Genomic DNA, 10,590 nt, shown 5'->3' on the forward strand with positions numbered 1-10,590 from the left:
AGGCCACCACCTCGGTGACCTAACTGGCGAGTTGCCGGTAGTAGTTTGCCTCAGCCTCTGCAGGCGGGATGTAGCCGATGGGTTCGAGCAGGCGATGGTGGTTGAACTAGGACACCCACTCCAGGGTCGCCAACTCCACCGCCTTCTTGGTTTTCCATGTCGCCCGGCGGTGAATCAGCACGGCCTTGTACAGCGTTGGCATAGCTGTCGCCCTTGCTGCCCACAGACGGCTCGATGCCCGCTTCTACCAGCCGCTCGGTGTAGCGAATGCTGACGTACTGCGACCCGCTGTCCGAATGACAAACAAGGCTCCCATCGCGCTCCGGCTGCCGGGCATACAGGGCCTGCTCCAGCGCATCGAGCACGAAGTCGGTTCGCATTGAACTGCTCACCCGCCAGCCCACGATGCGCCTGGCAAACACGTCAACGACGAAGGCCACATAGAGCCAGCCCTGCCAGGTCGAGACGTAGGTGAAGTCGCTGACCCACAGCTGGTTCGGCCGCTCGGCACGAAACTGCTGGTTGACCAGGTCCAGAGCGCATGGCGCCCTGGCATCACCGACGGTGGTGCGCACAACCTTGCCGCGCATCACGCCTCGCAGTCCCAGCCGGCGCATCAACCGCTCTACCGTGCAGCGGGCCACGGTTACGCCTTTACGAGTCAGTTGCCGCCATACCTTGTCGGCGCCTTAGACCTGCATGTTGGCCTGCCAGACACGCTGAATCTCCGGAACCAGCACATCATCGCGCTGAGCCCGGGCGCAGCGCTTGTGGGGCTCGCGCAGCAACGCGGCATGTCGTCGATACGCCGACGGGGCGACTTGCAAAACCTTGCAGACCGGCTCGACCCCAAAGGTATCGCGATGCTTGTCGATGAAATCCTTCAGGACTTGAGCCGGCGGTCGAGCTCCGCCTGGGCGAAAACGCGCTCGCCAGCTTCAGTATCTCGTTGGCCCGGCGCAGCTCCTTGACCTCGCGCTCCAGCTCCTTCATCCGCTGGGCCTCGCTGGTCGTAACGCCTTCGCGCACGCCCGTGTCAATCTCGACACGCTTGACCCATTTGTGCGGCGTCTGCGGCACGCAGCCAATCTTCGGCGCGATGGACTCGATTGCCGCCCACAGCGACGGGTACTCCCCACGACGCTCCTGCACCATCCTTACCGCCCGCTCACAGACCTCGGGTGAGAACTTGTTCGACTTCTTCACGGCTCAATCCTCTCAGAGTGTTGAGCCTCCTCAAAAACTGGGGCGATTCAGAGTTCAAAAGCGAGTAGTCAACCTGCAGTGAGGACGTGCAGCCATTGCTGCGAGACCGTCACTGCTCGCGATACGCCGATGGCTGCTCTGGGTCGACATGAGCCTGTCACTGCGCGCAGAAACGGTCGTTCAAGCCGGTACGCGGCGAGCCGCGCAGTCGAGCGGCCGGTTGCGAGGCTGAAGCGGCCGCTCAGGACAGGCGGGGTTCAATGGCTGGTGTTGGCGGTTGTTGCCGCTCAGGCACTGAACCGTGAATGACTCAGATCAGCCTGTTGCGGTCATTGACTCCGAGCGCGTGACCGGATGATCGGCAGCGGTTGTTGCCCGGTGTTCGCGGCACGCGCACTATAAAGTAAAGGCCACTTTATTGCCGTTCGTCAGCGCGACATTGTGCCGACCCAAACCACGGCTTTCAGGACTACCGCTCCCTTGCTTGCAGAATTTGATCGGATCACGCGACCGGCTGCTTGATTCCGGCGCGAACCACTGCTCCCCACTCTGAGCAGAAGTACGCCTGGACCTACTGACCAGCCTGAAAGCTGCAGGTGCGCCCGTAGGAAGCAAAAAACCCAAAACCGCTGCCGCCATCAGGCCTCCGCCAGACAGCGCGGATGCTGGATCAGATAGCCGCACCCAGAGGGCGGGTGGTAGCACGCTGCTGCGGCACCATACGCCCGCCCTGTTCCCGGAGCTGGTCAAGACGGAGTTGGCAAATGGGGAACACGATGGGCCGACAGCGCTCGTCAATGCGTTCAAGATGGATGCAGAAGAGCAGTATGACTATCCATTGAAGGTGCAAGGCCTGCCGCTGCTGGTGACAGAAGCTCTGCCAACCAACGCTGATGACTTCGAGGCTCAGTTAGTGTCGTTCGTGGACTTCACGGGCGTGCTGGCAGACCGTGACCTTCACGAAAGATTGCTGTGATCGCGAGATCCTGGCCTATCGGGCTTGGGAAGGCAAAGGGCTGCCGGGCGAGCCGGTGCGCGAGATGCTCATCGAGGCCGTGGAGAAGCGCTTCGGTGGTGTCGAGGGTGTCCCTCGTACCCACATCTTGGAGTTCCTCTCGGACAACGGCGGCGCCTACATCGCTGCCGAGACCCGGCAGATCGCCCGGCAGCTGGGCCTCAAGCCCGTGAATACGCCGGTGTGCAGCCCGCAGAGCAACGGCATGGCCGAAAGCTTCGTGAACACATTCAAGCGCGACTACGTCAGCCGCATGGACTTGGCCAACGCAAAGGCGGTGATGGCGCAGATGGCCGCGGCCTTCGAGCACTTTAACGAGGTGCATCCGCACTCGGCGCTGAAGATGAAATCGCCCAGGGAGTTCCGGCAGCAGCGTGCTGCCCAACAGCGTCTTGCTCAGAGCGGGCAGACGCCACATTGCGAATAGCCCGTGTCCTGAAATACGGGGGCAAGATCAGTGGCAAGACAGACGCTCTACTTGATGACTCATTAATGCGGCTTTATCAAGCAGACTTTGCTTATAGCGTGCCAGGAACGGTCGGGCGTTCTCGGCTGGTTTCGTGCATTGAACGCTTCAATGATGAAGAAAAGCTGTACGACTACCGAGTCTCGATATCAGATGGGGTTGCCGCACTACTTGACGGAGGGGAATGGCTTGTATTGCTTGGCAAAGAACGGGAACAACTTGCAAGCGATCCACTGGCCAAAGGTTTGCACGCTTTTTACACATCACACAGATCCGCTTTTCCTATGTTCCCCTCGACGCTTAAAGCGTTGATGGGACGCGATTCGATGCAAGACAGTAAATGGCTGCACGCCCTTGATAAAGCTCTTGTACGTGTACGAGAGGCGACTAAATGGGTGCAATGCGAAGTAGTCAAAGTCGGTCCATACGCGGGCAAAGTGGTTGTGCAAAAGGGCTACAAGCCTAGGAAACGGGCAAAGAAGACATCCATTGAAGACACGAACATATCTGATAAATTCCGATTGGACTGACCCCCAGCTAAAAGTGGTCCACTTAAGGGCGCGCAAGCGTAAGGTGTCTTTCAGGGAAGCTTCGCGCACAAACGTCACGAATGACGTGCCCGCAGCTTCCCGTTGAAAGAGAGGCGACGGCTTACTGCACCATAGCTTTGATCGCAGAGGCCATGTCTGGCGATGCCTCCACCAGCTTGTCTTGCGCAATCACAACGGCCTGCTTGGCCGCAGAGTGGGTTGGCGCCAAATCCACCAATCGTTTAATCACTTGCGACAACCACTGGGGACGGTTGCCGACTGGTGTGTCCATGACATCCTGCGCCGCCATAGAGTTGGCAGAAATTATGAAGGGCTTGGCAAAAACACCCGTGCCTTGGATGCCCACATGCAAGATGCTTTCAGGTGCTGCGTTGGGGCAAGTGCGTTGGTAGATCACGCTGGCATACCCAGCAATCTTGCCCGGTTCAGGAGGCAGCATATTCTGGCTACCGCTATCACCACTTTGTACTGGCACTGGCCAAGTCCGCTCCCACGGCACAACCACGCCATCGAACTGGCATTTGCCTTCTTCGCGTAGGAAATGGCGTTTGTAAGGCATGGCGGTTACCGCCTTCAGCGAAGGCTCTATTGCAACTCCTCTTTCCAACTTCGGAAAGTACTTGACCGAAAAACCCTCTTCGGTGGTATGCACCGCCAAATTTACCAAATCAGCAGCGACACAACCCGACAGCAGTGCGGCACCTGCCACAACGCTGACCATTACACGTGTTCTCAAGACAACCCCCAAATTTTTGCTAACGTCAAGAGAAATTGTAACAAATTAAGACGTGTCGGCCAACCCAATCAAGCACTTAAAGAGCGGCGCGAAGGTAGGCGTTGGCGTTTTGCGCTTGCCAGGGTTGCCGTCACCTGGAGGCGCCCACGGGCATCGTGAACATCCATACCCAAGGGATCTGGCAATGTCACGTCTAGCTATAGCGCCTTGCTCGCACCAATGGCTCTTCAGGTTGGGGTCGTTCGATCTTCAGCGCGACCCCCCGGAGGGTTGCCTTGTGTGGGTTTTTTTCTGGCCCACACCCTACAATTGAACAAATTGTTTCACTTGGAGGGGTGATGGGTCGCTTTAAAAAGTTCGTTGCAACTGTTGGACTAATTTTTATATGTATGGCATCGCATGCAGAGCATGCGGCAGTAGCCTATCTTGAAGATGGAGGCTGGGGTGGATGGTCTGTGCAGTCAACTCGCAAAGAAGCAGAAACTGCCGCGCTAAAGGCATGCAGAGAGTCCTATCCGGGGAAAAAATGCGCCGTTGAATACGCGTCTGCCATTTCTCGCGCAGTGGGTGATGGGAGAATAGGCTTTAGCACCAGTACTAGAAGCAAAGTCGACGCAGAGAAAAAAGCCTTAGCTTTTTGTGCTGATCCAAGTTGTAAGGTTGTTTGGACGGAGGCGACGCCTGGTTTTTATGCGGTGTACGCCGCCGTAAACGAAGGTAAAGTTGTTGAGTACTATTTGCAGTATGGCTCTCACACAGGCAGCTTCGCGCTTGAGGAAGGAAAGCGATTCTGCGAGAAGAAAAGTGAGTTGCTTTGCGAAAATCAAGCCTTCGGTGCGATCAAAGGTAATTTTACAGTTGCCAAGACTCCGGTTGCAGCTAAGCCTCAACAGGTGCCGCAAAGCTGCCGACCAAACACTCCAACTATCCGATGCAGTTCTCGGTGCTACAACGGAGACTGCACTATCACATACGAGAATGGCTGCAAGATGCACGTGCAAGTGAGGCCCCAATTCAATGGAGTTAGTTGGGTGTACCCGTCACCGAGTTGCTAGTTCATCTAACTGACGAGGGGCTGAAGTCCATCGAATTCCTGAGTCAGACAGAAGTGGGGGTTAGGGAACAGCTTGACACGACACTTGATCGGCGAAATGCGGCCGAGGGTTTCGTGAAGTCGGTGGTGCAAGCTTGAAAAGCTCGGTATGGTAGAGGCACTCTCCCCATTTTCGTACAAAATAACGGACATCCTCAGGTACAAAACACTACTTGAGGATGCGTCTAAGTCATTGTTTTACAAAGGTGTTTTTCTTTTTGGCCGGACTCCCGCCCTCTCCGCCAGTAAGCAAGAAAACAAGCGCCTCTTGGGGCGCTTTTTTGTTTTTATCTACCATCGTTTCTACCATCCGGTTTGCGGTTGGATCAGAGCTACTGGAACGTCGTTGGACATTCCATTGTTGGAGATGGTGGTTTCGGCATCGCCAGGAACCAACGCTGTTTTGGCGTTACATACGAGGGCACTGCAGTCTTAGCGCGCCGATCGTCTTACGGCCTTCCACGCGCGGGCAACAGACCATGGTAGTTGAATCCATTCTGTGCAGCAGCCTATTTTTTCAGCCACTCACGCAAGCTCTGTCCTTTACTAGGCGGTATCAGCGAATCATGGCAATTGCCGTGTGGGAACTCCGGGTCCTTGAGCTTTTGCAAGCCGCTTGCACTCCGCAGCACAGTGATCTTGCCGTCATTGGAGGGCGTCCCCTGCTTAGTAGAGGTCACCACCCATCCTAACCGTACGCGGGGAACACTGCTTCACGCCGATGACAACTGGAGGGCTGCGGATACAGCGCATGACCTCAGCCCTCTTCACTTGCGTTGTGCGGTTGACCTTACATGACACTGGATATGACGTAAGCTCAGGTTATTTCTGTGATGACGGAGGCGTGCATGCGATTGGAGAAAATGCTTGAAGCTGCAAAAGGCCAAGTGCTTTTTCAGCGTTTTCCTGAGGATATGCCGCCTGCACAAATTCTAGAAATTACCTTGAGTGGCGTAAAAAGCAACATGCTGGATGCCGAAGGATTGATGCTTGTTTTGCCAAAGCAACAAGCGAACCAGCCTCGGAATGAGCGTTTCTCCAAACTAGAAATCGATTTCGGGAAAAAGGTTAAAATCCGAGAAATGTATGCCAATCTGACGACCTCAGAGATTGGACAAATATATTCCCCAATAATCGTGTCAAATGGACATTTAGGTGATGCGCGATCCACACTGACTACATATTACGCAAGGAAAAATAAAAATAAGATACTGCATGCATACTTCCAGCTCCCTGGCAGCCATTTTCTTGGCATAGAAAAAGTTCTTGCGACATATGACCAAGTATTCTGTGTTGACACAAATTCTGCAGTTGCCCGTGATGGCCGCAAAGTTGCTGTAACGACGGCAATCATAGGAAAGCCAAAGACCCTTGCAGAGTCAGCCATGGACATAGGGGAGACAGCTGAGTACCAGTGCGTTGCATATGATCCTCCAGGCAATCCAGAGATACACGGTATTTGGATGTGTTTCTGCCATATCTACAAAGAGCGCCCTGCACTGCTTGAAAACAGAATCGCACTCATAACAGATACTGAGTACGATCGTATAAAGGGTTGGCAAAGCAGGTCCGATCCATTCTTTGAGGGGTGGATGCTTCCGGAAGGGATTGGCATTTTTTATGCAACATCAGACGCGGGGGGCGATGAATTCACTCTGAATAGGCTTATTAAAACTTGCGATCAATTGAGCGCGAAAAAGATGAAAGAGATTCTGAAGTAGTTCCTATTTTACTTATGGGCGACGAGGATTTTCGCGGTGAATCAACCTCACAAAAATCATTAGGCAAGACACGAAAACTGTGGTTTCTTGAAACTCATCTAATGATATTTATAAAATCCAAATCGCACCGAACTATTTGGGCTCGTATTGCTTTCGTATCACCGTCGCCGGGTGATCCAGACACATCGCCTGGAATTGATTGACGGCTAGTCCAAGTTCCGGGTCAGTCGCCAGGGAGCGCTTCTTTTTAAGTCGTAAATGTGGTTGCCCATGCCGCTGCCAGCCTTCATGATTAGAGTTGCCGATTCGGTGGCTTGATTGACTCATACTCAAACCTGCCCGTCTGGCCGCCGCTGAGGTCTTTCAATAGCGCCGCAGGGCGCAGCGTCGGGAGCATGGTGACGGCCAGCACAAGTATCAGGCGGCGGCTCATTTGGCGGCCTTCAGGAAGGTCAGCACATCTTTCACGGCTTCCTCGCGGGCCTTGTCGTTGCTCTCCACCGGGATCCAGGAGGTCTGCTTGCACTTCGGCATGTGGGCATTCCACTCTTTGTCGTCGGTGAACGTCTTCCCCGAGACTTTTGTCGTGCGCTGGCCCCCAACTGCTGCGGTCATTGGAAACATAGGGCATGCACACGTCCATTGAGCAGAGGTTGAAGTTGCCCTCGTTGTACTTCTTCCATGGCTGGTTGAGCCGGTCTAAGACATGCGTGGCACCGGGATAGACCTTGTAGCTGACCGGATGGCCTGCCGCTGCGTACTCGTCGGCCAACTCCATGCACGGCTTGGTCGGGGTCATGTCGTCTTTCTCACCCGGCACCATGAGGATCGGAGCAGGTAGCTTGCTGTGCTGATCCACCCGGTAGCGCATGTTGCAGCCGGGATAGACCGCCACGCCGCCCGCCCATTTCACATCGGTGGGGAGCACATGCTGCTGGTGCACCCATATGGTTGACGATGAGCTGCGATCAGGATCGACTCAGGCTTCCAGACGGGCGGCGAGTTGCCGAGCGGTTTTTGCACTGGCTCCCTTGCCAGCAATGGCCAGCGCCGGAGGGTTGGCCAACATCCGCTCGAAGACCATCCGTACCTCTTCCGACCCAATGTCATCGATTATCGCCAAAGTTTCAGCCATCGGCGTCACGGTGTCGCTGGCGAAGAGCTCTTCCACAGCCTGCTCCATCGTGGCGTAGGGCCGCTCTCCAGCACGAACCCGGGATACGGTCAGCTGGTTCTTGGCCCGCTCCAGGTGCACCGGGTCAATGCAGGTAGCCTGTGCACGCAGCAAACGGCCGGTGGCGGTCAGCAACGCGTCGAGCTTGTCCGGGGTCGTGACCGCGTGCACGATGAAGTTGGCCCAGACGTCCCCACTTTCCATCGTCGCATAGGTCGTATAGGCCAAGCCAAGCTGCTCGCGCACGGTGTCGACCAGGGGCGACGACATCCCTTCCCCGAACAGATGGGCCGCCAGCGAAGCCGCAAGGCGCCAGCGCCGCTGAGGCACCTCCTGCTGCTCCACGGGCCCCAGGGGGTAAGCTATGTTCACGAACACCTGAGAGACCTGCGTAAAACGCCGGGCCAGAGCATGACCAACGTACTTCGCGGGCCTGGGTTGTTGCACCACAGGCAGATCGGTCGACAGACGAATGTCTGCAAACAGTTCTCCGGCAAGTGTCATCCAGGCATCGACATCGAAGTTGCCCGCCCCAGCCACGACCGTCTTTTCCGCGACATAGTGGCATTCCACGTGGCGGACCAGATCCTGCCGGGTGAATCCCTCGATGTTGGCGACTGTGCCAATCACCGGCATGCCCATTGCGCCGTCACCCCAGATGGCACGGTCGAGAAGGTCACTGGCGCTCTCCTCCGGATCCTCTTCATACTCGATGGCCTCCTGGCGGATCACCTCCAGTTCCCGCTGCAATTCATGCTCGGGAAACGTACTGTTCAGGACGATGTCGGCCATCATGCGCAGCAACTGCTGCGTGTGCCGACCGAGGCCGGTCATGAAGTACCCGGTGGTGTCCTTCCCGGTGAAAGCGTTGACCTCAGCCCCCAATCGCTCCGCATCCAGGTTGATCGCCTGCACGGAGCGGGTGTCGGTGCCTTTGAACGCCATGTGTTCGAGAACATGGCTGATGCCATTAGTGGCCGGCGTCTCGTCTCGGGAGCCTACGCGCAGGAATATGCCCACGCTGGCGCTCTGCACGTGGGGCATGGGGATGGCCAGCAGACGCACCCCATTCGGGAGCGTGTGCTGGATCATGGTTGGGCGCTCAACTTCGAATGCCGTCGAAGGCTGTTCTTGACTCATATGGCATTGTCGCAGTGCCCCATCAAAGGCAGACAGGCCAGTCCCGCGCATTCAACTAAGCGAGTACGCCGCTTACAGTCAGAAAAAGCAACGAAAGAAAATCCGTGCCCACCTGTGAGCTGGCCCCTTGAATGACAGGACACGGTCTATCGCTTATCTTTAAAGATAGGAGTAGGACTGTGAGTACGACTAGGAATACGGATACCGTTGAAGTGATCATGAGAGACCAGCGTCGCAGGCGCTGGTCCCTTGCAGAGAAGGCCGCGCTGGTTCGTCGAACCTACGAGCCGGGTATGAGCGTGTCGCTCGTTGCACGCCAGGAAGGTGTCGCTGCCAGCTTGCTGTTCCAGTGGCGCAAGCTGGAACGACAAGGGGCGCTCACCGCTGTATCGGCCGGCGAGGCAGTGGTGCCTGCATCCGAGCTGGCTGCCGCCCGCGCCGAGATCGCCAAGCTGCAGCGTGTGCTCGGCAAGAAGACCCTGGAGAACGAGATCCTCAAGGAAGCCGTGGAGTACGCCGCCGAAAAAAAGTGGATTGCGCGCTCACCCTTGCTGGACGGGGACGGCCTGTGAAGGCCGTCTGCCGTGCGCTGGGGTTGGCGCGCTCAAACATCCATCGCCTGCAAGTTCGACCTCGGGACTGGGTTGACGGTCGAACACAGCGAACCGCTGCCGCCAGCGACGCTGCGTTGCTCGCTGAGATCACGGCTCAGATCACAGACCTGCCGACCTACGGCTATCGGCGCGCTTGCGCATTGGTCAATCGCCAGCGGGTCAGCACCGGCGCTGCGCGCGTGAACGCCAAGCGCGTCTACCGGGTGATGGCGGGCCAGGCTTTGCTGCTGCCGAAGGCGCCGAGGCGTCGACAGTCCAGCCGACCCCACGAGGGCAAGGTGGCGGTCGACCAAAGCGATGCGCGCTGGTGCTCGGATGGCTTCGAGATCAAATGCGACTCGGGCCAGACCGTCACTGCAACGTTTACGAAGGACTGCTGCGACCGCGAGATCGTGGCGTATCGGGCGTGGGAAGGCAAAGGGCTACCGGGCGAGCCGGTGCGCGAGATGCTCATCGAGGCGGTAGAAAAGCGCTTCGGACACGTGGACGCCATTCCCAGCGCGCATGTGCTGGAGTTCCTCTCTGACAACGGCAGTGCCTACATCGCGGCCGAGACCCGGCAAATTGCCCGGCAGTTGGGGCTGAAGCCGGTCAACACCCCAGTGTGCAGCCCGCAGAGCAACGGCATTGCCGAGAGCTTCGTGAACACGTTCAAACGCGACTACGTCAGCCGCATGGACCTCGCCGATGCCAGGACCGTGATGGCGCAAATGCAGGCCGCCTTCGAGCACTTCAACGAGGTGCACCCGCACTCGAGCCTGAAGATGAAATCACCCAGGGAGTTCAGGCAGCAGCGCGCTGCCCAGGGACGTCTCGCTCAAGCCGAGACGCTACATTGCGAATAGCCGTGTCCTGAAATACGGGGGCAAGATCA

Annotated in this window: 7 protein-coding genes, 2 pseudogenes and 1 other annotated feature; of the genes and pseudogenes, 5 read left to right on the forward strand and 4 right to left on the reverse strand. The window is 57.0% G+C overall.

Annotated elements, in window-relative coordinates:
* Positions 1–19: 19 nt before the first annotated feature.
* Positions 20–1,206, reverse strand: a pseudogene (locus B2J86_RS07950) (IS3 family transposase).
* Positions 813–928, reverse strand: a sequence feature (AL1L pseudoknot). (Overlaps the previous pseudogene by 116 nt.)
* Positions 1,207–2,014: 808 nt before the next feature.
* On the opposite strand from B2J86_RS07950, the gene B2J86_RS07955 reads away from it, so the two are divergent.
* The 3 genes and pseudogenes from B2J86_RS07955 (at position 2,015) to trfA (ending at position 3,217) form a co-directional block, all read left to right on the forward strand.
* The gene (locus B2J86_RS07955; protein ID WP_173025159.1) at positions 2,015–2,182 is read left to right on the forward strand and encodes a hypothetical protein; all 168 of its coding nucleotides are present in this window, start codon (positions 2,015–2,017) and stop codon (positions 2,180–2,182) included.
* Positions 2,154–2,648 (forward strand): annotated as a pseudogene (locus B2J86_RS07960) (integrase core domain-containing protein); the annotation flags it as partial. The gene B2J86_RS07955 and the pseudogene B2J86_RS07960, both read left to right, overlap by 29 nt.
* The gene (gene trfA / locus B2J86_RS07965) at positions 2,639–3,217 is read left to right on the forward strand and encodes a plasmid replication initiator TrfA (RefSeq protein WP_173025160.1); all 579 of its coding nucleotides are present in this window, start codon (positions 2,639–2,641) and stop codon (positions 3,215–3,217) included. The pseudogene B2J86_RS07960 and the gene trfA, both read left to right, overlap by 10 nt.
* Before the next feature lie 121 nt (positions 3,218–3,338).
* Here trfA and B2J86_RS07970 read toward each other — a convergent pair whose 3' ends face one another.
* Positions 3,339–3,959: a hypothetical protein gene (locus B2J86_RS07970; RefSeq protein ID WP_173025161.1), complete on the reverse strand. Its 621-nt coding sequence runs from the start codon at positions 3,957–3,959 to the stop codon at positions 3,339–3,341.
* A 1,956-nt stretch (positions 3,960–5,915) separates the two neighbouring features.
* Here B2J86_RS07970 and B2J86_RS07975 point away from each other — a divergent pair.
* Positions 5,916–6,788 (forward strand): hypothetical protein, encoded by an 873-nt coding sequence (locus tag B2J86_RS07975; protein WP_173025162.1) that lies wholly within the window; start codon positions 5,916–5,918, stop codon positions 6,786–6,788.
* 292 nt (positions 6,789–7,080) lie between these two features.
* Here B2J86_RS07975 and B2J86_RS07985 read toward each other — a convergent pair whose 3' ends face one another.
* Positions 7,081–7,716 carry a dienelactone hydrolase family protein gene (locus B2J86_RS07985; RefSeq protein WP_371736282.1) on the reverse strand — a complete coding sequence of 212 codons (636 nt, stop codon included), beginning with the start codon at positions 7,714–7,716 and terminating at the stop codon, positions 7,081–7,083.
* A gap of 51 nt (positions 7,717–7,767) precedes the next feature.
* Positions 7,768–9,054 carry a pitrilysin family protein gene (locus B2J86_RS07990; protein ID WP_173025164.1) on the reverse strand — a complete coding sequence of 429 codons (1,287 nt, stop codon included), beginning with the start codon at positions 9,052–9,054 and terminating at the stop codon, positions 7,768–7,770.
* A gap of 266 nt (positions 9,055–9,320) precedes the next feature.
* Here B2J86_RS07990 and B2J86_RS07995 point away from each other — a divergent pair.
* Positions 9,321–10,561 (forward strand): IS3 family transposase gene (locus B2J86_RS07995; protein WP_173024986.1). Its coding sequence is split into 2 segments (ribosomal slippage): positions 9,321–9,618 and positions 9,618–10,561, totalling 1,242 coding nucleotides; the frame shifts between segments, so codons are not numbered across the junction.
* Positions 10,562–10,590: the final 29 nt, after the last annotated feature.

The organism is Acidovorax sp. SRB_14, assembly GCF_012932145.1.
Classification (GTDB): domain Bacteria; phylum Pseudomonadota; class Gammaproteobacteria; order Burkholderiales; family Burkholderiaceae_C; genus Simplicispira.

Coding starts and splice junctions, on each gene's coding strand:
- B2J86_RS07955 (WP_173025159.1), top strand. CDS start 2,015: ATGGATGCAGAAGAGCAGTATGACTATCCATTGAAGGTGCAAGGCCTG.
- B2J86_RS07970 (WP_173025161.1), bottom strand. CDS start 3,959: ATGGTCAGCGTTGTGGCAGGTGCCGCACTGCTGTCGGGTTGTGTCGCT.
- B2J86_RS07975 (WP_173025162.1), top strand. CDS start 5,916: ATGCGATTGGAGAAAATGCTTGAAGCTGCAAAAGGCCAAGTGCTTTTT.
- B2J86_RS07990 (WP_173025164.1), bottom strand. CDS start 9,054: ATGATCCAGCACACGCTCCCGAATGGGGTGCGTCTGCTGGCCATCCCC.